This window comes from Scleromatobacter humisilvae, assembly GCF_023231945.1.
Taxonomy (GTDB): domain Bacteria; phylum Pseudomonadota; class Gammaproteobacteria; order Burkholderiales; family Burkholderiaceae_C; genus Scleromatobacter; species Scleromatobacter humisilvae.
The window spans coordinates 1,165,987-1,185,720 of the sequence record NZ_JAJLJH010000001.1 but is presented as its reverse complement, the minus strand read 5'-3'; the positions used below and the strand labels follow the sequence as shown (position 1 = coordinate 1,185,720).

Sequence of the window (19,734 nt, the reverse complement as noted above, 5' to 3'; positions counted from 1 at the left end):
GAGATCACGCGAAGACGGCCGGGGCCGTCCTCGTCAGATCACTTCCAGGCGCTGCACTTCGTTTCGGCTTTCGTGGTCCACGCGGCCTCGCCCTTGATGGTCTCGACCACGTTGTAGTAGTCCCACGGCTCCTTCGAGGCTTCCGGCGCCTTGACCTGCATCAGGTACATGTCGTGGATCATCGAGCCGTCGGCGCGGATCCAGCCGTCCTTGGCGAACATGTCGTTGACCTTGGAGGCCTTCATCTTGGCCAGCACCTTGTCGGTGTCGTCCGAGCCGGTGGCCTTGACCGCGGCCAGGTAGTTGGCGGCGGCGGAGTAGTCGCCGGCCTGCAGCGAGCCGGGCATCTTCTTCATGACGTCGAAGTAGCGGCGGCCCCAGGCGCGCGTCTCGGGCGACTTGTTCCAGTACCAGCTGTCGGTCAGGTACATGCCTTGCGTGGTCTTCAGGCCCAGCGAGTGCACGTCCTGGATGAACATCAGCAGGCCGGCCAGCTTCATCGACTTGGTGATGCCGAACTCGTTGGCCGCCTTGATCGCGTTGATCGTGTCGCCGCCGGCGTTGGCCAGTCCCAGGATCTGCGCCTTGCTGGCCTGCGCCTGCAGCAGGAACGACGAGAAGTCGCTCGCCGACAGCGGGTGCTTGACGACGCCCAGCACCTTGCCGCCGTTGGCCTCGACGACCTTGGCGGTGTCGCCTTCCAGCGCCGCGCCGAAGGCGTAGTCGGCCTGCAGGAAGTACCAGGTCTTGCCTCCGGCCTTGGTCACGGCGCCGCCGGTGCCCTTGGCGAGCGCGGTGGTGTCGTAGGCCCAGTGGATGGTGGTGGGCGCGCACTGCTCGTTGGTCAGCGCCGAGGTGCCACCGCCCACCGAGATCATGATCTTGTGCTTCTCGGCGGCCACCTTGGCCATCGCGAGGTTGGTACCGGAGTTGGTGCCGGCGATCAGGATGTCGACGCCGTTGGTGTCGAACCACTCGCGCGCCTTGGCGGCGGCGACGTCCGCCTTGTTCTGGTGGTCGGCGGTGACCAGTTCGATCTTCTTGCCGCCGATCGCGCCGCCGGCGTCGGCGATGGCCATCTTGATGGCCTCGACGCCGCCCTGGCCGTCGATGTCGGCGTAGACGCCCGACATGTCGGTGATGAAGCCGATGCGGACGACGTCGCCCGAGATCTGCGCCTGCGCGGCGCCGGCCAGGCCGAGCGCGCCGAGGCAGGCGACGGCCACGGTCTTGAGGGTGGCGGAAAGAGGCTTGAGCATGGGACGGTCTCCTTGTTTGTGCGTTGTCTGAAGCGAGAGGAAAAGGAATCGAGCGTGAGCGAATAGAGGGAAGCGAGGGTCACGCCCCGAGCCAATCCGGGCTCCCCCTCGGGGGGGCAGCGACGGGAGGAGCGAGGGGGCTCATGGTCATACGCCCAGGTATTCGTGCAGCTTGTCGATGCGGCCCGGCAGCTCGGCCTGCGTGAACTGCTGGATGACCTGGCCGTGTTCCATCACGAGGAAGCGGTCGGCCAGCGGCGCGGCGAAGCGGAAGTTCTGTTCGACCATCACGATCGTGTAGCCCTGCTTGCGCAGCGCGACCACCATCTCGGCGAGCTTCTGCACGATCACGGGCGCCAGGCCTTCGGAGATCTCGTCGAGCAGCAGCAGGCGCGCGCCGGTGCGCAGGATGCGCGCGACGGCCAGCATCTGCTGCTCGCCGCCCGACAGCCGCGTGCCCTGGCTGGGCGCGCGTTCCTTGAGATTGGGGAACATCGCGTAGATCTGTTCGACGGGCATGCCGCCCTTCGTGAGGACCGGCGGCAGCATCAGGTTCTCCTCGCAGCTGAGGCTGGAGAAGATGCCGCGCTCCTCGGGGCAGTAGCCGAGGCCCAGGCGCGCCACCTTGTGCGTGGGCATGCCGAGCGTCTCCTGGCCCTTGACCTTGATCGAGCCCTTGCGCGTGCCGGTCAGGCCCATGATGGCGCGCATCGTCGTCGTGCGGCCCGCGCCGTTGCGGCCCAGGAGCGTGACGACCTCGCCTTCGTCGACGTGCAGGTCGACGCCGTGCAGCACGTGCGACTCGCCGTACCAGGCGTTGAGTCCCTTGATCTCGAGAAACGGGGTTGCCATGCTCAATGCGCTCCGACCAGCTCGGTCTGCGTGGTGCCCATGTAGGCCTCGATCACCTGCGGATTCCTCGAGACCTCGGCATACGGGCCCTCGGCCAGCAGCGCGCCCCGTTGCAGCACGGTGATGGTGTCGGCGATCGACGACACCACGCTCATGTTGTGCTCCACCATCAGGATCGTGCGCCTGGCCGACACCTTCTTGATCAGCTGGCGGATGCGGTCGACGTCCTCGATGCCCATGCCCTGCGTAGGTTCGTCCAGCAGCATCAGCTGCGGCTCCATCGCGAGCGTGGTGGCGATCTCGAGCGCGCGCTTGCGGCCGTAGCTGAGCTCGACGGCCGGCAGCTGCGCGTAGGCGGCCAGGTCGACCTCGGCCAGCAGCTCCATCGCGCGGGCGTCGAGCTTGTGCAGGCTGCGCTCGGGCTTCCAGAAGTGGAACGAGGTATCGAGCGTGCGCTGCAGTGCGACGCGCACGTTCTCGAGCACGCTCAGGTGCTGGAACACGGCCGAGATCTGGAACGAGCGGATGACGCCCCGGCGCGCGATCGCCGCGGGCGCCTCGCGCGTGATGTCGGCGCCGTCGAACACGATGGTGCCCGACGTCGGCTGCAGGAACTTGGTGAGCAGGTTGAAGCAGGTCGTCTTGCCGGCGCCGTTGGGGCCGATCAGCGCGTGGATGTGGCCGCGCCGCACGCGCAGGTTCACCTTGTTGACCGCCACGAAACCCTTGAACTCCTTCGTGAGGTCGGTTGTCTCGAGGATGTAGTCTGTGCTCATCCAGCTGAGTGTAGGGGCAGCTCCCTAGCCGTAACAGTTCGCAGAAATACGTTCGGGTCAACCCGGACGAAATGGGGGCCTTCCGCGCACGGCGGCGTCAGGAAATTGAAAGAAATCAGGGCCGCGTCGATCGACGCGGCCCTTCGTGTCGCCGGTGCGACGCACCGGCGTCGTGCACCGTCAACGGATCACAGTCCCAGGTCGCCGATGAACCGGTTGGTGAAGCCCCAGGTTCCCGCGGTGCCGTAGCTGTTGCAGGTGGCCGAGGAGCTGCCCAGCGGGCAGTCGACGTCGCGGTCGAGCGACCAGAAGTGGATGCCGGCGATGCCGTTCGCCTTCGCCCACGACGACAGGGTGTCGACGTTGGCGATGGTGAAGATCTCGTCGGTGGCGTCGTTGCCGCCGATCATCGGCGTGATCTCGATCTGGCCGTACGGCACGCCCCAGTAGTTGTGCAGGTTGACCGCCGAATTGATCGCCGACTGCGCCATGTCGCACTTGCCGTTCGAGCCCAGCGTGCAGTTGCTGGCGATCGCGCTGCCGTAGTCCATGGCCATCAGGTTCACGGTGTAGCCCGTCAGGCCTTGCGACTTGATCGAGTTCATCACGTTGACGCCGATCGCGCCCAGGCTCTGCGGCGAGTTGCCGCCCAGCGTGGCCAGCGTGAAGCTGAAGCGCAGGTTCGGGTGGTTGGCCTTGGCGACCTTCACGCGCGCGACCAGGGCGTCGATGACGGCTTGCGACTGGCCGCCCTCGATGTCGAAGTCGATGCCCTGCAGGCTGGCCGAGTTGTAGCGCTGGATGAAGGCCTCGAAATTGGCATCCGAGCCGCAGGTGAACACGCCGTTGGCGCCACCGGTGGAGATGATGTACTTCTTGTTGGCGCCGACCCATTGCGACACGTTCTGCGCGACGAGCGCCGACGGCGTGACGCCGGCCCAGTTCTCGGAGCCGCACTCGCCCGACGCGAAGGCCCAGGTGAGCGACGTCTGTTTCGCGGGCATCGCGTTGAGCACCGGCGTGCGTGCGCCCGTGACCGACGTCGAGATCTGGTCGACGTTCCAGTCCATGTTGATCGTGACGTCCTTGTACGACCCGAACACGAAGCCCGAGGCCGGCGGCGGGGACGGCGGCGTGGGTGCGGGCGGCGGCGACGGCGGGGTCGGCGCGGGCGGGGACGGCGGCGTCGGGGTGCTGCTGCAGCTGGTCGTGATGGTCCATGGCTGGCCGGAGCCGGTCGCGCCGTTGTGGGTCGCCGGGTCGTCGCCCTGCGTCCACCAGTTGGCCTTGTAGGTCGTGCCGCCTTCGGTGACGGTGGCGCCGGCGCTGTAGGCGGTGCCCGCGTTCCAGGCGGCGCAGGAGGACGGCGGCGGTGCCGGCGTGGGCGGAGGCGGGGCCGGGGTGGGCGGAGGCGGTGCCGGGGTGGGCGGGGGCGGTGCCGGCGTGGGCGGCGGGGACGTCGTGCAGCTGGCGGCCACCGTCCAGGGCTGGCCAGTGCCGCTCGCGCCGCTGTTGCTCGCGGGGTCGTTGCCCTGCGTCCACCAGTTGGCCTTGTAGGTCTTGCCGCCTTCGGTCACGGTATCGCCCGCCACATAGGCGATCGAGGCGTTCCAGGGCTGGCATTCGGTGGTTGCATGCGCGCCCGTGGAGGCGAGGGCGCTGCCGGCGACGGCGGCCGACAGCAACGCGATGCGTTCGAGTCGGCTGCGCCGCTCGTTCGGGGTCGGGGATGGGGACATTGCGGGCTCTCCTTGTTGTGGGCCGGCGCTGTGCGCGCGCCGGTGCGAGGCAGTCTCGGCCGGCGACGGTGTGCCTGATCTAGGTAAAACCAGTACAAAACCAGTAACCAATTGCCGCTGGTTTCTGGAAATGTAAGGAAATCCGAACAAGCCCCCGTTTGCATCACTTCGTCCCAGATATTCCGAAGGAGATGCGTCATCAGCAGGTCGGCGCGGGGCGCTCCCGCATCTTTCCTGACGAGCAGATACCAAATTGGTACCAATATGATTTGACTCCCGTGCATCGCGGCGCGAATCGGGTCGGAAATCGACGTCTCGGCGCGCCCCGGCCGGCGGTGCCGCGTGGGAAAATCAGGGCTGGATGAAGTACACGGTAGCCGTCCGCACCCTTTGCGAGTTCACGGCCAAGCTCGGCGACCTCGACTTGCGCTTCACGCCCTCGGCCACCGCGCTCGAGGGCATGGCGGGCCACGCCATGGTCGCCTCGCGTCGCGGCGAGCACTACGAGAACGAGGTCTGGCTCAAGGGCGAGGTCGGCGGGCTCGTCGTGCGCGGCCGCGCCGACGGCTTCGACCCCGACGCCAGCCGCCTCGAGGAGGTCAAGACCTACCGCGGCGACCTGCACGCCATGCCGCACAACCGCCGCTCGCTGCACTGGGCGCAGGCCAAGTGCTACGGCGCGCTGCTGTGCGCCGAGCGCGGCCTGCCGCGGCTCGATGTCGCGCTGGTCTACTTCGACGTCGGCTCGCAGGACGAGACGATGCTGGTCGAGTCGCACTCGGCCGACGACCTGCGCGCGTTCCTCGAACTGCAGTGCGAACGCTTCCTGGCCTGGGCGGCGCAGGAATCCGCGCACCGCGGGGCGCGCGACGCCGCGCTCGCCGCGCTGCCGTTCCCGTACGCCACCTTCCGCGCCGGCCAGCGCCAGCTGGCGGAGAACGTCTACAAGGCCGCGATCTCCGGCCGCACGCTGCTCGCCCAGGCGCCCACGGGCATCGGCAAGACGGTGGGCACGCTCTATCCGCAGCTCAAGGCGATGCCGGGGCAGAAGCTGGACAAGCTCTACTTCCTCGCGGCCAAGACGCCCGGGCGCGCGCTGGCGCTGGACGCGCTGCGCACGATCACCGAGGCGAGCAATTGCACAACGGAGGGCGAAAGCGCGCGGCCGCCGCGCTCGGCCGCCCCGGAGCAAGGCCGCGCGCCCCCGCGGGGGGCTGGCTGCGGTACGCCGCAGACCGGGGGCGCCCCTCTTCGGGTCATCGAGCTGGTCGCTCGCGACAAGGCCTGCGAGCATCCGACCAAGGCCTGCCACGGCGACTCGTGCCCGCTCGCCAAGGGCTTCTACGACCGCCTGCCCGCCGCGCGCCAGGCGGCGGTCGGCGCCACGCCCGAGGCCGCGCCGCGGCTGGATCGCGCCGGCCTGCGCGCGATCGCGCTGGCGCACGAGGTCTGCCCGTATTACCTGGCCCAGGAGCTGGTGCGCTGGGCCGACGTCGTGGTCGGCGACTACAACTACTACTTCGACCTGAACGGCATGCTGCACGGCCTCGCGCACGCGCACGACTGGCGCGTCGGCGTGCTGGTCGACGAGGCGCACAACCTCGTGCCGCGGGCGCGCGAGATGTATTCGGCCACGCTGTCGCGCGCCGCGCTCGACGGCGTGCGGCCGCGCGCGCCGGTCACGGTCGCGCCCTCGCTGAAGCGGCTCGCGCGCACGTGGAACGAGATCCTCGGCCGCCAGCTCGAGCCCTACGCCGTGCACGAGGAGCTGCCGCAAGGCCTCGTCACCGCGCTGCAGAACGTCAACTCGGCGATCGGCGACCACGCCGCCGCGCACCCCGACGACATGCCGCCCGAGCTGCTCGCGTTCTACTTCGACACGCTGCACTTCACGCGCCTGGCCGAGTCCTTCGGCACGCACTCGCTGTTCGACGTGACGATCGCCGACGACGCGCAGCGCGACGTCACGCTGTGCCTGCGCAACCTGGTGCCGGCCTCGTTCCTCAAGCCGCGCTTCCTGGCCGCGCGCACGACGACGCTGTTCTCGGCCACGCTGACGCCGATGCACTTCCACGCCGACCTGCTGGGCCTGCCGCCGGACGTTGCCTGGATCGACGTCGAGTCGCCGTTCGAGGCCGCGCAGCTGCGCGTGCAGGTGGCGCCGCTGTCGACGCGCTTCGCCCACCGGCCCGCGTCGCTCGCGCCCATCGTCGAACTGATGGCGACCCAGTTCGGGCAGGCGCCCGGCAACTACCTCGCGTTCTTCAGCAGCTTCGACTACCTGGCCCAGGTCGCCGAGCTGTTCCAGGCGCTGCATCCCGAGGTTCCGGTGTGGTCGCAGGCGCGCCAGATGACCGAGGGCGCGCGCGCCGACTTCCTCGCGCGCTTCCACGCCGGCGGCCGCGGCATCGGCTTCGCGGTGCTGGGCGGCGCGTTCGCCGAGGCGGTCGACCTGCCCGGCGAACGCCTGATCGGCGCCTTCATCGCCACGCTGGGCCTGCCGCAGGTCAACCCGGTCAACGAGCAGATGAAGGCGCGCCTGGAGACGCTGTTCGGCGCAGGCCACGACTACACCTACCTGTTCCCCGGCCTGCAGAAGGTGGTGCAGGCCGCGGGCCGCGTGATCCGCACGACCACCGACGCCGGCGTGGTGTTCCTGATCGACGATCGCTTTCGGCGCGCTGAAGTCCGGCGGCTGCTGCCCGCATGGTGGCATGTCGAAATGGCGTAATCACGAAGGGTCAAGGCGGGACGCTTGGTGCAGACTGGCCGCTCATGCGAACCAGCGCGCCGAACTACATCGCCACGGAACAACTCATCTGGCTGCGGCCCGACGGCTCGCAGGTCCGCGTCGTGGCCCGCGTCGGCTTGCCCTATCCGACCGACGACGGCAGCTGGGCCTGTCCGGCCGAACTGCAGGGCGTCGATCCGCGCTATCCGGATGTCTGCGGCGCCTCGTCGATGCAGGCGCTGAGCCTGGCCACGGCGCTGGTCGCCACGCGGCTGGGTCACCTGCTCGAACGCGGCGAGCGGCTGGTCGACGCGGAGGACACCAGCTGCGCCTGGGACGACGAGATGCTGCATTCCATTTTCGGGCTGCACGGCCTGCGCTCGCCGCGCCCCGCACCATGAAGCAGTTCGACGCCGCCGCCACCGCGCGGGCCCTCGCGTTCCCCGCGTTGATCGATGCGCTCGAGCGCCAGTTCGTCGCCGGCTGCGAGGTGCCCGCGCGCCACGTGCACGCGGTCGGCGACGCGCTCACCGCCCTCGTGATGCCGGCCTGGGTGCCCGGCCGCTACTTCGGCGTGAAGATCGTCAACGTCGCGCGCGGCAACGCCGCGTTGGGTCTGCCCGGCATCTTCGCCAGCTACCAGCTGTTCGACGCCAGCACCGGCGCGCCGCTCGCGCTGATCGACGGCGGCGAGATCACCGCGCGCCGCACCGCGGCGGCGTCGGCGCTGGCCGCCTCGCGCCTCGCGCGCGAGGACGCGCGGCGCCAGCTGATCGTCGGCGCCGGCCGCGTCGGCGGCCTGCTCGCGCAGGCGTATCGCGCGGTGCGCCGGATCGACGACGTGATGGTGTGGAGCCGCGACGAGCAATCCGCGCTGCGCCTGGTCGTCAAGCTCGCCGCCGAGGGCATCCCGGCGCGCGTCGTGACCGACCTCGCGACCGCCGCGGCCACGGCCGACATCGTCAGCTGCGCGACGCTCGCCAACGAGCCGCTGATCCACGGCGAATGGCTCGCGCCCGGCAGCCATCTCGACCTGATCGGCGGCTTCACGCCCGCGATGCGCGAGGCCGACGACGCGTGCTTCGCCGGCGCCGAGGTCTGGATCGACACGGCCGACGCGCTCGCCAAGGCCGGCGACCTGCTGCATCCGATCGAGATGGGCGTGCTGCGGCGCGCGGACGTGCGCGGCACGCTGGCCGACCTCGCCGCGACGCGCAGCCTGGCGCGCGATCCGGCCGCGCGCACCGTCTTCAAGTCGGTGGGCACCGCGCTGGAAGACCTGGCCGCGGCGATCCTGGTCTACGAGTCGCGCTAAGCTCGGCGCTCCCATGAGCGCCATCGTCCCCACCGATCACTGGATCGTCACGCCGTCCGGCCGCCTGTTCGCGCGCCAGTGGCAACCCCAAGCCGCCGAACCCGCCCGCGCGCCCATCGTGCTGCTGCACGACTCGATCGGCTGCGTCGAGCTATGGCGCGACTTTCCCGCACGCCTCGCCGCCGCGACAGGCCGACGCGTGCTCGCCTACGACCGCCTCGGCTTCGGACGTTCCGACGCGCGCAGCGGCCGGCCCTCCCGGGCCTTCGTCGCCGAAGAGGCCACGACGGGATTCGCGGCGCTGCGCGAGCAGCTGGCCATCGGCCGCTTCGTCGTCGTCGGCTACAGCGTGGGCGGGGGCATGGCCGTCGAGATCGCGGCGCGGACGTCCACCGACTGCGAGGCGCTGGTCACGATGTCGGCCCAGGCCTTCGTCGAGGATCGCACGCTCGCCGGCCTGCGCGTCGCCCAGGCGCAGTTCGCGGATCCGGCGCAGGTCAAGCGGCTCGCGAGGTATCACGGCGACAAGGCCGCGTGGGCGCTGGATGCCTGGCTCGGGCAATGGCTCGATCCGGCGTTCGCGGCGTGGACGCTGGACGACGCGTTGCCGCGCGTCACGTGTCCCGTGCTGGCGATCCATGGCGAGCAGGACGAGTACGGCAGCGCGGCCCATCCGCGGCGCATCGTCGACGGCGTCGCCGGGCCGGCGCGGCTCGAGATGCTGCCGGGCGTCGGCCATGTCCCGACGCGCGAGCGGCCCGAACTGGTCGTGCGCCTGATCGCGGACTTCCTCGCCGGCGTGGCGTGAGCCTGCCGGCACAATGCGCCGACGTCCCCACCTGCAAGGCCAACGCGTGCGTCTCCGAGCCCTGTTCCGTTCGCCGCTGTTGTCGCTGCTGCTGCTCGCCCCGCCGTGGGCCGGCGCGGCGACCGGCAAGGTCTACGCCACCGCCGGCGACTGCGACGGCTTTCCCGCGGTTTCGCTGACGACGGCGGACGGGCTGTGCGTCGGCCTCGTCGCCGAAGGCCTGGGCCATGCGCGCGGCGTCGCGGTCATCGACGACGACGTGTTCGTGGTCGACATGGTTGCGTGGGAGAGCCGCAAGGGCCGGCTGCTCAAGCTGTCGAAGGGCGGACGCCACGCGCCGGAGGTCGTGCTGCACGACCTGTGGCAGCCCAACGCGGTCGTGCGCGGGCCGGGCCGCACGCTCTACGTCGGCATCACGGGCCAGGTGCTGCAGGTCGATCCCTACGCGGCCGACCCGGCCAAGGGCGCGCGCATGATCGTCGACGGGCTGCCGACGACCGGCCGCCATCCCGTGCCCAGCCTCGCGGTCGGCGCCGACGGTGCGCTGTTCGTCAACGTCGGCTCGTCCAGCGACAACTGCCATGCCGGCGGCAAGGCGCCCGATCCGAAGGCCGCCTGTCCCGAGACGCAGGAAAACCCGCCGCGCGGCTCGGTGCTGCGTTTTCCGGCGCGCGCGGCGACGTGGCACGCCAACGAGCAGCCGCCCTACGCGCGCGGCCTGCGCAACAGCATGGCGATGGCCGTGCTGGCCAACGGCAGGCTCGCGGTGGCCGTCAATTCGCGCGACGGCATCAACCACGCCGATCCGACGCTGCCCGACGCCGAACTGCCGCACGACCTGCTGGTCGTGCTGCAGCAAGGCGGCGACTACGGCTGGCCCTATTGCTACGACCAGCGCGTGCCCAGTCCCGAGTACCGCGGCTTCGATTGCGCCGCGAAGCTCGCCCCCGACATGCTGCTGCCCGCGCATGCGGCGCCGCTGGGCATGCTGCTGTACAAGGGCGACAAGCTGCCGGGCCTGGCCGGCAAGCTGGTCGTCGGCTACCACGGCTATCGCGCGACGGGGCACCGCATCGTCGCGGTCGGCCTCGACAAGGATCAGCGTCCGACGGGCGCGCCCACCGAGCTCGTCACCGGGTGGGAGCAGCGCGATGGCAGCCATCCGCAGGGCTCGCCGGTGGGTCTGGTCGAGATGAGCGATGGCAGTGTGCTGATCGCGGAGGATCACAGCGGGGCGCTGCTGCGTCTTTCGCGCAACAAGAGGTGACTCAGCCGCCGCGCGCAAACTCCGGATAGTCCGTCATCCCGCCATCCACCATCACCGTGGTGCCGGTCGCATAGCTGGCGACGTCCGAACAAAGCACGACGGCCATCGCAGCAATCTCGTCGGTCCGTCCCATGCGCCCCAACGGGATCTTGGACAACAGGTCCGCAGACTGAGCGGGATCCGCCCACACCGACTGGTTGATGGGCGTCCGGATCGCCCCCGGCCCGAGCGCCAGCACGCGCACCCCATGCGGCGCCGCCTCCTGCGCGAGCGTCTTCGTCATCATCCCGAGCGCCGCCTTGCTCGCCGCATACGCGCTGTAGCCCGACCACGGGATCACCTCGTGCACCGAGCTGATGTTGAGGATCACCCCGCGCCCCTGCGCGAGCATGCGCGCGAGCGCGTGACGCGCGCAGTCGAAGGCGCCGAACAGGTTGATCTCGACGACGCGCCGCCAGTCGGCCATCTTCGCGTCCTGCGCCAGCGCGCGCTGGCCGTCGATGCCGGCGCAGTTGACGAGGATGTCGATGCCGCCCCACTGCGTGTCCATCGCCGCGAACATCGCATCGACGTCGGTCTCGTTCGACACGTCCGCATGCAGCGCCAGCGCCCGCCGGCCCTTGGCGGCGATCTGCGCGACGACCGCGTCGGCGGCCTCGGGATGCGTCACGTAGTTGACGGCCACGTCGGCGCCCGCGTCGGCCAGCGCCAGCGCGATCGCCTGGCCGATGCCGGAGTTCGCGCCGGTCACGAGGGCGCGGCGGCCCGCGAGCGAGATGTTCATGACGTGGCTCCGGGCGCTTGCGTGCTCTGCGAGATCGCCGTCTGCTCGGGCGGCGTCGGCGGATCGAAGGGTTCGGGCGTCGGCATCGCCGCGGCCGGCGCGGCGTCCGACGCGTGCGGGATCGCATCGAGCCAGCCGCCCGTGAAGCCCGCGCGGCGCAGGCCGCAGACCAGCGGCGCGCAGGCATGCATCATCTTCCACGGCATCTGGCTGCGGAAGTTCTCGATCATCACCACGGTCGGGCCCTCGTTGATGCCGAAGTGGTACGGCGAGACCCAGCCGATCGCATGCCGGCGGTCGCTCGGATAGCTGGGGTTGAACGAGGCCTTGAAGCCGTACGGATTGGCCACGTGCAGCTGGATGTGGCGGTAGTTGGCGATGGTCGGCAGCACGATCTCGGGCGCGAACGGCAGGGACGCGACCACCGCCCAGGGCGCCAGCGTGCCGTCGTCGGGGCCGTCGGGCACGCCGCGCGCGACGTAGTCGTAGAACGGCGGCTCGCCCCTGCCGTGCCAGCGCATGGTGCCGGGGCCGTCGCTGGCGGTGATGCCCCAGCAGAACTCGCCGTACATCGCGTGGCGGCGCGGGTTGCGCATCGCGTAGCGCTGCTGCACCTGCGCGCCGGCGCGGCTGTTGTCGAAGTAGTCGCTGCCGTGCGCGCGCATGAACTTGTCCTGCAGGCCGCGGAAGTCGACCCACAGGTGCGACATCTGGTGGATGAACAACGGCCCTGCGTGCAGGTACGAGATGCCCTCGATCTCCAGCCACTGGTACGTCGAGCACCACGCGTCGTACGACGCCGCCGGCACCGGATGCGTGGGCGAGCCCAGCGCGAGCAGGTACAGGATCAGCGCCTCGTCGTAGCCTTCCCAGTGCCAGGGCAGCAGGCCCGTCTCCGGCTGCCAGCCGTGGCAGATCGTGCCGTGCTCGCCGGCCAGCCAGTCCCATTCGACGCGTTCGTACAGCGACGTGGCGAGCCGGCGCACCTCGGCCTCGTCGTCGGACGGTCCGGCGAAGTACGCGGCCGCGGCCAGCACGCCGGCCATCAACAGCGCAGTGTCGATGCTGGAGAGCTCGCAGTTCCAGGCGCGGCGGCCGGTGGACATGTCGAGGAAGTGATAGAAGAAGCCGCGATGGCCGGCCGCCGACGGCGACTCGCTCTGCTCGCCGGCGAGCAGGAAGCGCAGCGTCACGAGCGTGCGCTGCAGGGCCTGCGCGCGCGTCATCAGGCCGCGCTGAACGCCCACGGGATAGCAGGTCAGCGCCATGCCCACCGCGGCGATGCTGGCGGGCCAGTTCGGCGCGGTCTTGTCCATCACCAGGCCGTTGGCCTCGTTGACCTCGTGCACGAAGTAGCCGAAGGACTCGCGCTGCAGGTCGGTCAGCATTGCGTCGCGTTCGATGATCTCGCGGCGCGTGAAGCCGTGCAGCACGTGCTGCTTGGCGATCTCCGGCGCCACGCCCAGGTCGCGCGGCTCGGTCATGCCGCCTCCCATTCGATGCGCACCAGCGCCATCGCATTGGCGGGCAGCGGCAGCGTGAAGCTCGCGCCGGCCTCGGTGCTCGCGACCTCGATGCGCTCCGGCGTCACCGTCGACGCGTTCTCGAGCGCGTCGACCTGGTGCGGATGCGGATACTCGGGACTGCCCAGGCGCAGCCACTCGGCCTGCGGGTTCGCATGCGTGTCGTCGATGCGCGAGAGCAGCGCGGCGCGCGGGCGGCGGCCCTTCACGCCTTGCAGCTGCACGGTGACGACCTCGGTGGCGATGGGATGGCGCGGCATCGCCACGTTGAGCAGCAGCACGGTCGTCGCGCCGTCGTCGTCGGGCGCGCCCACATGCAGGCGCACCGTCGGATGCGACTCCGGCACGACCCAGCGCCGCGTCCCCAGCTGGTCGATCATCTGGAAGCCTCGATAGACCGGCTTGGGCACGCCGTACAGGTTCATCAGCCCGAAGCCGCCGTGGTACGGGATGCTCGGAAAGTAGTTCTCCTCGAAGATGTCCGTGAAGACCCACCAGCTCCAGGCGTCGACCAGGTCGTCGACGCTCAGGATGAAGTGCGTGGCCAGCGCCGCGCAGAACGGGCCGTCGTGCATCGGGTCGCGCGGGTTCGACGTGATGTTCCACTCGGTGTAGTAGAGCGGCCTCGCGCCGGCGGACGCGCGTGCGTCACGCGCGCGGTCGCGCATGACGCTCATGGGCGCGTCGGCGAGCTGCGAGACGGTGTCGGTGTCGACCGAGCCGAACGCGTCGGTCGGGTAGTAGTGCGTGCTGATGAAGTCGGGCAGGCAGGCGTTGGCGGCGCAGAACGCGTTGAACTCGTCCAGCCACGCGTTGGCCGCGGTGGCGGGGCCGCCGACCTGCAGCCGCGGCGAGATCGCCTTGACGGCCTGCCACGTCGCCTTGAACAGCTCGAAGTATTTCGCCTGGCCGCCGGTCCAGAAGGCGACGAGGTTGGGCTCGTTCCACACCTCCAGCGGCCATTGCGCGACCTCGTCGATGCCGTAGCGCTCGACCCAGTGGCCCACCAGCGTCGTCATCAGCAGCTGCCAGTCCTCCATCCGCTTCGGCGGCGTGACGTTGGCCCGGTAGTGGAAGACCGAGTTGCCGTCGGAGGACAGCGTTGCCGGCATGAACGACAGCTCCACCACCGGCTTCATGCCGATGGACAGCAGGAAGTCGAACGCGCGGTCGATGTTGAAGAACGAGAACAGGAACTGGTTGTCCTGGTTGACCAGCGTGCCCATGTCGTCGCTGAGCAGGCCGTGGAAGCGCACGTGCCTGAAGCCCAGCTCGCGGTGCGCGCGCGTGAGCTGCTGCTGCCAGTCGGCGCGCAGCGCGAGCGGCGCGTGGCAGCTGCCCACGCAGTGGCGCCACGGATGGCGCAGCGGCTGCGACGGCGTCGACAGGTCGCAGGACAACAGGACGGGCGGCGTCGTCGGCGACGGCGCGGGCAGGGACGAGGGCATGGAAGCTTTCGACGCCGACTCGGCAGGCGTGGTGTCCGACGGTCGGCAAGTCGAGTGCCCGACAGCAAGGGCGAGGCCTTCGGCGAGCTTGCGCAGGGCGGTTCGGCGTTGCATCGGCTTGTACAGGGGAGTTGGGTTCAGTAACGCGCATCTTGCGCCCTGATGCGTCGACTTGCGGCGATTGGCCCGGACCTTGCATGCGCCGCGGGCGGTGGCACTTGCCGTGCCCGAGCCCGGGCAAGTCCCCACGTCCGGGATGACCCGGATTTGCCACAATTCGCGCTTCGCCGTCCGCTCATGAGGCTGGCCGGCATTCATCGAGAATCCAGAGGTTTCCTTGACCACACTCACTGCCACGACGCCGACCTCGGCCTCGAATGCCGCGCACCCGCGCGGCCTGTACGTTTTGTTCGCCACCGAGATGTGGGAGCGCTTCAGCTACTACGGCATGCGGGCGCTGCTCGTGCTGTACCTCGTCAATGCGCTGGGCTACAAGCGGGTCGACGCGCTCGAGATGTACGGCATCTACACCGGCCTCGTCTACCTGACGCCGATCTTCGGCGGCTGGATCGCCGACAAGTACCTCGGCCTGCGGCTGACGGCCGTCATCGGCGGCACCGTGATGATGCTGGGACACTTCGCGATGGCGGTGCCGTCGCTGTTGCACGTCGCGCTCGGCCTGCTGATTGTCGGCAACGGCTTCTTCAAGCCGAACACCACCTCGATGGTCGGCGAACTGTACGACGGTCCGACCGACCCGCGCCGCGATGGTGCGTACACGATCTTCTACATGGGGATCAACCTCGGCTCGTTCTTCTCGGGACTGGTCTGCGGCACGCTCGGCCAGAAGGTGGGCTGGGACTGGGGCTTCGGCAGCGCCGGCGTCGGCATGGGCATCGGCCTGATCACGCTCGTCGCGTTCCAGAACATCCTTGGCCGCTCGGGCCTGAAGCCGGGCCAGCGCCCGATCGGGGCGCACAACCTGCCGGTGATCCTGGCCTTCACCGCCGCGTCCATCGCGCTGGTCTACGGCGTGCTGGCCGTCTGGCCGATGCTCAAGGGGCTGCTCTCCGGCATCCCGGGCTGGCTGTCGATCGCCATCGGCATCGCCGTCATCGCCATCGTGATCCGGCTCTGGTCGAAGCTGACCGCCAAGCCCGGCCAGGTGACGCAGCCGCTGACCCGCGCCGAATGGACGCGCGTCGCGGCGGTGCTGATCCTGATCGTGTTCGTCGCCTTCTTCTGGATGGGCTTCGAGCAGGCCGGCGGCTCGATGAACCTGTTCGCGGACAAGCAGACCGACCGCCACCTCGGCAGCTTCGAGATCCCGGCGACCTGGTTCCAGAGCATCAACCCGCTGCTGATCTTCCTGCTGGCGCCGTTCTTCTCCATGCTGTGGACCGCGAACAACAAGTCCCGCTTCCCGCTGCCCGACGTGGCCAAGCAGGGCCTGGGCATGATCGTGCTGGGCCTGGGCTTCGTCGTGATGTTCATCGCGCAGAACCGGGCCAACGCGCTCGGGCCGGTCGGCCCGCAATGGCTGTTCTGGGTCTACGCGCTGCACACCATCGGCGAGCTGATGCTGTCGCCGGTCGGCCTGTCGCTGGTGTCGCGCGCCGCGCCGCATCGCATCGCCGCGCTGCTGATGGGCATCTGGTTCATCGCCAACGGCATCGCCAACTACTTCGCCGGCGCGCTCGAGGGCATCCTGGCCGGCAGCGGCATCCCGCCATACGCGTTCCTGCTCGCGTCGTCGATCGGCATGGGCGTGCTGCTGCTGATCCTGACGCCGATGCTCAATCGCATGCTGCAGGCGCGCGACGCCGTCGAGGCACCGGACGCGCCGCTGCAACCCGCGCTGGCCTGATCCTCGCGGTCACGCCAACGAAAACGCCGACCGGCTTGCGCCTGGTCGGCGTTTTTTGTTGGGCCGGCCAGTCAGCGCGGCGCCTGCTCCGCGTTGCGCTTGAGCGCCGCGAGGCCGGCCTCGAAGTCCTTGCCGACGATCTTGTCGAAGTCCATGAACACGCCCATCAGCTTGGTCATGAACTTGCTGGGGCCGAACATCGCCCAGGTGAGGTCGGTGCCGGCGTCGGTGGGCGTCATCAGGAATTCGGCGGTGTTGCTGGCCTGGAACGGCTTGATGAAATCCAGCTTGATCGTGATGAGGCCGCCCGCCGAGCCGGTGCGCATCTCGACGATCTCCATGCGCCCGGCGCCCGCCTTGCCGGTGCCCGTCCACTCGTAGACCGCGCCGACGCCCGCGTCCGCGCCGCTGAACGTGCGTTGCAGCGTCGGGTCGATGTGCTCCCACGGCGACCACTTCTGCCACTGGTGGAAGTCGTCGATCTGCTCGGCGACCTGCAAGATGGGCGCCGCGATGCGGATCGACCGTTCGAGGCGGAACTTGTCCGGGCGCGAGTTCGCGTAGCCCAGCAGGGCGCCAATGGCGATGACGAGGACGAGCAGGACGGCGAGCATGGTCGTTGGCCTTCTTCGGGAACGCGACGGCGAGATCATCGGCGGCTTCGGCCGCGTTGTCCAAGGCGGCGGTGGTTTCGGTAAAGTGCCGTCGCGATCGAACCGCGGGCCGACCGTGTCGAAATCGCGCCCTCTCGCGCGTCGTGGAAGGTGGCGACGCTCGCCATGACCCATCCAACAAACCCTGGAGCACTTCCGATGAACGCCTCGTCCCGTCTCGCCACCGCCGCCCTGTTCGCGGCGACCTTCGCCGCGCAGGCCGCCCCGGTTGCCTACAACATCGACCCGATGCACACCTACCCGAGCTTCGAGGCCGACCACATGGGCATCTCGACATGGCGCGGCAAGTTCGACCACACCTCGGGCACGGTGACGATGGACCGCGAGGCCGGCACCGGCACGGTCGACATCGTCATCGACATGAACAGTGGCGACTTCGGGCTCGACGCGCTGAACAAGGTCGCCAAGGGCAAGGAGCTGTTCGAGTCGGCCAAGTACCCGAAGGCCCATTTCAAGGGCACGCTGGAAGGCTTCACGGACGGCGCGCCCACGCGCGCGGTGGGCACGCTGGAACTGCACGGCAAGACCAACCCGGTGACGCTGGACATCAGGAAGTTCAAGTGCATCCAGCACCCGATGTTCAAGCGCGAGGACTGCGGCGCCGACGTCTACGCGACGATCGACCGCGAGCAGTTCGGCATGGCCGCCGGCAAGGAGTACGGCTTCAGCATGGCCGTCGACCTGCGCATCCAGGTCGAGGCCATCGCCGTCAAATGATCAGGCGCCGGGGCCCTGTTCGGCCGTCGGCTGCAGCTCGATCTTGAGCCAGCCCGGCAGGAACAGCTCGCCCTGGTAGCGCGTGTCGGCGTCCTCCGGCCCGATGGAATGCGACGAGACCTCGGCCCAGGGCAAGACCTGCATCGGCGCGTCGGCCGGCGGTGGGCGGCCGATGTCGGCGGCGGCGTTGTTGCGGTTGACGAGCGGGTTCATGGCGACTCCTTTGCCGCGCGCGGCGGCCTTCGGATCTGGCGGCAACCGACGTTCCCGAGCGCCTACCGCCGCCGATACGTGAGCATGCGCCCTTTGTAGGCCGCGACGCCAGCCTTTTCGTCGTGGTCGAGAGGGGTCTCCTCCATGCGAAAGCCGTGGCGCGCCATGTTGCGGTGGAAGTGGCTGCGGTTGCCGCGGTTCGGGTCGACGATCCAGACTTCGGCCACGGGCGCCGCCAGCCGCGCGATGAAGTCGGCCAGCGTGCCGCGCTCGTCGCGTTCGTAGAGCACGTCGCTGCCGATGATCAGGTCGAACTCGCCGTGCACGACGACCGGCGCGCGCTCGTCGATCGCGTCGCGCGGCAGCACCACGCCGGGCCACTGGCCGTGGCGGTACTTCATCGGGCCGAGGTCGTTCAGGACGAGGTTGTGCGCGAGGAAGCGGCCGGCCAGCGGATGGCAGTCGCTGGCGGTCATGTCGGCGCCGGCGCGGTGGCCGACCAGGCTCGCGAGCCCCAGCCCGCAGCCGATCTCCAGGATGCGGTCCGTCTTGACGACGCCGCGCGCGCCCAGGCGCGCCGCCAGATGGCTGCCCGACGGCCACAACAGCCCGAACAGCGGCCACAGCGACGACGAGATGCCCAGCCGCTCGGCGTCGCCCTGCGGATCGGCGAACTGCTGCTTGTCGAGCAGCGAGCGGATGACCAGGTCGTCGACGCCGGCGATCGCGACGCGTTCCTGCTTGACTTCATAACCGGGCATGGCCGTGGGGCGAAGCCCGCACGGAGCGCTTCGGAAACTGGGGACGGGCCCCAGTATGCGCGCGATCAGAAGATCACGACCGCAACGACGACGATCGCCAGCACCACCCAGGCCGCCGGCGACATGCGCCAGCCCGTCGTCGTCGCCGTCTCGGCCTCCGGCACGGCCGGTTCCGAATCGGCGGGGAGTTCGTCGATGGCCAGCTCGCCGCGCTCGAAGGCGTCGACTGTCTGCCGCGCGGCGTCGGCGAACGAGAACGGCACCATCACGCGGATGCCGCCGAGCGCGACGGTCAGAAGGGTGTCGGTCTGGATGGTCTGCGCGTCGCCCAGCGTCGCCGGGATGCCCTCGGCCTCCAGGCAGCCGCGCAGCATCTCGGCCTCCAGCGAGTTGAAGACGCGCGTGACGGTGACGAGGTCGCCGTGCGGCGGCTCGTCGTCGGCCTGCGTGTGCGACGCCGTGCGGGCGGACGCGGGATAGGGCAGCGACGACGAGGGGTTCATGGCCCCATTCTGGACCCAAAGCCGCTAGTTCTTCGCCTTTCCGCTCGCCACCAGCGCGTCCCACTCCGCATCTTCGTAGAAGCGCGAACGCGTCAGGAAGCGCTTGCCCGTCGGCCCTTCGAGCGAGAACATGCCGCCGCGCCCGGGCACGACGTCGATGATCAGCTGCGTGTGGCACCAGTATTCGTACTGCGACTCGCTGATGTAGAACGGCACGCCGCCGATGTCGCCGAGGTGGACGTCGTTATCGCCGACGATGAAGTCGCCCAGAGGGAAGCACATCGGCGCGCTGCCGTCGCAGCAGCCGCCGGACTGGTGGAACATCAGGGCGCCGTGGCGGTCCTTCAACTCCTGGATCAGCGCCAGCGCGGCGTCGGTCGCGACGACCTGGGCCGGCAGGTCGACAACAACCTCACCCATATGCAACTCCTGTCGATATGAAACGGATCCGCCGCCGGCGCCCGGACGTCGGCGGCGAAGTTCAAGGGAGCGGCGGA

The 19,734-nt window shown here is 69.6% G+C and carries 19 protein-coding genes; 7 read left to right on the top strand and 12 right to left on the bottom strand.

The features are described from left to right. Window positions 1-38 precede the first annotated feature (38 nt). The 4 genes from LPC04_RS05700 to LPC04_RS05685 form a co-directional block, all read right to left on the bottom strand. Complete coding sequence (locus LPC04_RS05700) at window positions 39-1,259, bottom strand: ABC transporter substrate-binding protein (protein ID WP_275681213.1); 1,221 nt, start codon at window positions 1,257-1,259, stop codon at window positions 39-41. A 147-nt stretch (window positions 1,260-1,406) separates the two neighbouring features. After that, window positions 1,407-2,111: an ABC transporter ATP-binding protein gene (locus LPC04_RS05695; protein ID WP_275681212.1), complete on the bottom strand. Its 705-nt coding sequence runs from the start codon at window positions 2,109-2,111 to the stop codon at window positions 1,407-1,409. 2 nt (window positions 2,112-2,113) lie between these two features. Then, the gene (locus LPC04_RS05690) at window positions 2,114-2,887 is read right to left on the bottom strand and encodes an ABC transporter ATP-binding protein (protein ID WP_275681211.1); all 774 of its coding nucleotides are present in this window, start codon (window positions 2,885-2,887) and stop codon (window positions 2,114-2,116) included. 188 nt (window positions 2,888-3,075) lie between these two features. Next, entirely contained in the window at window positions 3,076-4,626 is a 1,551-nt protein-coding gene (locus LPC04_RS05685; RefSeq protein WP_275681210.1) for a carbohydrate-binding protein, read from the bottom strand. Window positions 4,627-4,987: 361 nt separating this feature from the next. Here LPC04_RS05685 and LPC04_RS05680 point away from each other — a divergent pair, with 361 nt between their 5' ends. The 5 genes from LPC04_RS05680 to LPC04_RS05660 are packed head-to-tail and all read left to right on the top strand — an operon-like array spanning window position 4,988 to window position 10,747. Next, window positions 4,988-7,357, top strand: a complete 2,370-nt coding sequence (locus tag LPC04_RS05680) for an ATP-dependent DNA helicase (RefSeq protein WP_275681209.1) — start codon at window positions 4,988-4,990, stop codon at window positions 7,355-7,357. 44 nt (window positions 7,358-7,401) lie between these two features. Continuing rightward, complete coding sequence (locus LPC04_RS05675) at window positions 7,402-7,758, top strand: DUF6968 family protein (protein ID WP_275681208.1); 357 nt, start codon at window positions 7,402-7,404, stop codon at window positions 7,756-7,758. Beyond that, on the top strand, window positions 7,755-8,672 hold the full coding sequence (gene lhpI / locus LPC04_RS05670) for a bifunctional Delta(1)-pyrroline-2-carboxylate/Delta(1)-piperideine-2-carboxylate reductase (protein WP_275681207.1): 918 nt from the start codon (window positions 7,755-7,757) through the stop codon (window positions 8,670-8,672). The genes LPC04_RS05675 and lhpI overlap by 4 nt, the downstream gene beginning before the upstream one ends. Window positions 8,673-8,685: 13 nt before the next feature. After that, window positions 8,686-9,480, top strand: a complete 795-nt coding sequence (locus LPC04_RS05665; RefSeq protein ID WP_275681206.1) for an alpha/beta fold hydrolase — start codon at window positions 8,686-8,688, stop codon at window positions 9,478-9,480. A 46-nt stretch (window positions 9,481-9,526) separates the two neighbouring features. Then, complete coding sequence (locus LPC04_RS05660; RefSeq protein WP_275681205.1) at window positions 9,527-10,747, top strand: PQQ-dependent sugar dehydrogenase; 1,221 nt, start codon at window positions 9,527-9,529, stop codon at window positions 10,745-10,747. A gap of 1 nt (window position 10,748) precedes the next feature. On the opposite strand, the gene LPC04_RS05655 is transcribed toward LPC04_RS05660, so the two are convergent. From LPC04_RS05655 to LPC04_RS05645, 3 genes are read right to left on the bottom strand one after another with little or no spacing between them, the layout of a single operon-like run. Continuing rightward, window positions 10,749-11,531, bottom strand: coding sequence for an SDR family oxidoreductase (locus LPC04_RS05655; RefSeq protein WP_275681204.1), 783 nt, complete (start codon window positions 11,529-11,531; stop codon window positions 10,749-10,751). Continuing rightward, on the bottom strand, window positions 11,528-13,015 hold the full coding sequence (locus LPC04_RS05650) for a glucoamylase family protein (protein WP_275681203.1): 1,488 nt from the start codon (window positions 13,013-13,015) through the stop codon (window positions 11,528-11,530). Before LPC04_RS05650 ends, LPC04_RS05655 begins: the two co-directional genes overlap by 4 nt. Beyond that, on the bottom strand, window positions 13,012-14,502 hold the full coding sequence (locus tag LPC04_RS05645) for a GH39 family glycosyl hydrolase (protein ID WP_275681202.1): 1,491 nt from the start codon (window positions 14,500-14,502) through the stop codon (window positions 13,012-13,014). Before LPC04_RS05645 ends, LPC04_RS05650 begins: the two co-directional genes overlap by 4 nt. 337 nt (window positions 14,503-14,839) lie before the next feature. Here LPC04_RS05645 and LPC04_RS05640 point away from each other — a divergent pair, with 337 nt between their 5' ends. Beyond that, window positions 14,840-16,369, top strand: a complete 1,530-nt coding sequence (locus LPC04_RS05640) for a peptide MFS transporter (RefSeq protein WP_275681201.1) — start codon at window positions 14,840-14,842, stop codon at window positions 16,367-16,369. A gap of 71 nt (window positions 16,370-16,440) precedes the next feature. On the opposite strand, the gene LPC04_RS05635 is transcribed toward LPC04_RS05640, so the two are convergent. After that, complete coding sequence (locus LPC04_RS05635; RefSeq protein ID WP_275681200.1) at window positions 16,441-16,983, bottom strand: SRPBCC family protein; 543 nt, start codon at window positions 16,981-16,983, stop codon at window positions 16,441-16,443. A gap of 198 nt (window positions 16,984-17,181) precedes the next feature. Here LPC04_RS05635 and LPC04_RS05630 point away from each other — a divergent pair, with 198 nt between their 5' ends. Beyond that, window positions 17,182-17,760, top strand: coding sequence for a YceI family protein (locus LPC04_RS05630; RefSeq protein ID WP_275681199.1), 579 nt, complete (start codon window positions 17,182-17,184; stop codon window positions 17,758-17,760). Here the strand turns inward: LPC04_RS05630 and LPC04_RS05625 are convergent, their stop codons facing one another. The 4 genes from LPC04_RS05625 to LPC04_RS05610 all read right to left on the bottom strand — a co-directional run bounded on the left by LPC04_RS05625 (window position 17,761) and on the right by LPC04_RS05610 (window position 19,657). Beyond that, window positions 17,761-17,973 carry a hypothetical protein gene (locus LPC04_RS05625; RefSeq protein ID WP_275681198.1) on the bottom strand — a complete coding sequence of 71 codons (213 nt, stop codon included), beginning with the start codon at window positions 17,971-17,973 and terminating at the stop codon, window positions 17,761-17,763. It lies immediately after the preceding gene. Between the two features lie 62 nt (window positions 17,974-18,035). Next, window positions 18,036-18,734 (bottom strand): class I SAM-dependent methyltransferase, encoded by a 699-nt coding sequence (locus LPC04_RS05620; protein ID WP_275681197.1) that lies wholly within the window; start codon window positions 18,732-18,734, stop codon window positions 18,036-18,038. 65 nt (window positions 18,735-18,799) lie between these two features. Then, on the bottom strand, window positions 18,800-19,237 hold the full coding sequence (locus tag LPC04_RS05615; RefSeq protein WP_275681196.1) for a putative signal transducing protein: 438 nt from the start codon (window positions 19,235-19,237) through the stop codon (window positions 18,800-18,802). Between the two features lie 24 nt (window positions 19,238-19,261). Next, on the bottom strand, window positions 19,262-19,657 hold the full coding sequence (locus LPC04_RS05610; RefSeq protein ID WP_275681195.1) for a DUF779 domain-containing protein: 396 nt from the start codon (window positions 19,655-19,657) through the stop codon (window positions 19,262-19,264). Window positions 19,658-19,734: the final 77 nt, after the last annotated feature.

Excerpts from the sequence above, each read along its gene's own strand:
- LPC04_RS05700 (WP_275681213.1), bottom strand. The coding sequence starts at position 1,259 with ATGCTCAAGCCTCTTTCCGCCACCCTCAAGACCGTGGCCGTCGCCTGC.
- LPC04_RS05695 (WP_275681212.1), bottom strand. The coding sequence starts at position 2,111 with ATGGCAACCCCGTTTCTCGAGATCAAGGGACTCAACGCCTGGTACGGC.
- LPC04_RS05690 (WP_275681211.1), bottom strand. The coding sequence starts at position 2,887 with ATGAGCACAGACTACATCCTCGAGACAACCGACCTCACGAAGGAGTTC.
- LPC04_RS05685 (WP_275681210.1), bottom strand. The coding sequence starts at position 4,626 with ATGTCCCCATCCCCGACCCCGAACGAGCGGCGCAGCCGACTCGAACGC.
- LPC04_RS05680 (WP_275681209.1), top strand. The coding sequence starts at position 4,988 with ATGAAGTACACGGTAGCCGTCCGCACCCTTTGCGAGTTCACGGCCAAG.
- LPC04_RS05675 (WP_275681208.1), top strand. The coding sequence starts at position 7,402 with ATGCGAACCAGCGCGCCGAACTACATCGCCACGGAACAACTCATCTGG.
- lhpI (WP_275681207.1), top strand. The coding sequence starts at position 7,755 with ATGAAGCAGTTCGACGCCGCCGCCACCGCGCGGGCCCTCGCGTTCCCC.
- LPC04_RS05665 (WP_275681206.1), top strand. The coding sequence starts at position 8,686 with ATGAGCGCCATCGTCCCCACCGATCACTGGATCGTCACGCCGTCCGGC.
- LPC04_RS05655 (WP_275681204.1), bottom strand. The coding sequence starts at position 11,531 with ATGAACATCTCGCTCGCGGGCCGCCGCGCCCTCGTGACCGGCGCGAAC.
- LPC04_RS05650 (WP_275681203.1), bottom strand. The coding sequence starts at position 13,015 with ATGACCGAGCCGCGCGACCTGGGCGTGGCGCCGGAGATCGCCAAGCAG.
- LPC04_RS05645 (WP_275681202.1), bottom strand. The coding sequence starts at position 14,502 with ATGCCCTCGTCCCTGCCCGCGCCGTCGCCGACGACGCCGCCCGTCCTG.
- LPC04_RS05635 (WP_275681200.1), bottom strand. The coding sequence starts at position 16,983 with ATGCTCGCCGTCCTGCTCGTCCTCGTCATCGCCATTGGCGCCCTGCTG.
- LPC04_RS05630 (WP_275681199.1), top strand. The coding sequence starts at position 17,182 with ATGAACGCCTCGTCCCGTCTCGCCACCGCCGCCCTGTTCGCGGCGACC.
- LPC04_RS05625 (WP_275681198.1), bottom strand. The coding sequence starts at position 17,973 with ATGAACCCGCTCGTCAACCGCAACAACGCCGCCGCCGACATCGGCCGC.
- LPC04_RS05620 (WP_275681197.1), bottom strand. The coding sequence starts at position 18,734 with ATGCCCGGTTATGAAGTCAAGCAGGAACGCGTCGCGATCGCCGGCGTC.
- LPC04_RS05615 (WP_275681196.1), bottom strand. The coding sequence starts at position 19,237 with ATGAACCCCTCGTCGTCGCTGCCCTATCCCGCGTCCGCCCGCACGGCG.
- LPC04_RS05610 (WP_275681195.1), bottom strand. The coding sequence starts at position 19,657 with ATGGGTGAGGTTGTTGTCGACCTGCCGGCCCAGGTCGTCGCGACCGAC.